The 293-nt window shown below is 64.8% G+C and carries 1 protein-coding gene; it reads right to left on the bottom strand.

What is annotated here, in order from left to right:
• Positions 1-293 (bottom strand): hypothetical protein (locus J9893_RS22120; protein WP_349237068.1); only part of this gene is annotated, 293 nt, incomplete at both ends.

Genomic DNA, 293 nt, shown 5'->3' with positions numbered 1-293 from the left:
GCCGCGCCATCCGCCCCCTGCACGTCGTTGGTGATGACGTTGCCATTGAGGACCAGGTTGTTCTCGCTCGCCACCGTCAGGTTGACGTCGCTCACCGCCGTCGGCACGTCGTCCACGATCTGCACGCTCAGGGTGTTCGAGGCCGAATCCCCGTCGCTGTCCACCAGGCTCACCGCGAAGTCTTCGAACAGGCTGTTGTTGCCGTTCGCCGTCGGGTGCGCCTCGTTGTCGTTCAGGGTGTAGCTGTAGCTCACCAGCCCGGTCGCCGGGTTGTACCCGGTGATGGTCAGGGT

This window comes from Aeromonas sp. MaB10011B (genome assembly GCF_017939325.1).
Taxonomy (GTDB): Bacteria; Pseudomonadota; Gammaproteobacteria; order Enterobacterales; family Aeromonadaceae; genus Aeromonas; species Aeromonas caviae.
The sequence above is the reverse complement of the archived record's forward strand: the minus strand, read 5'-3'. Positions and strand labels throughout refer to the sequence as shown.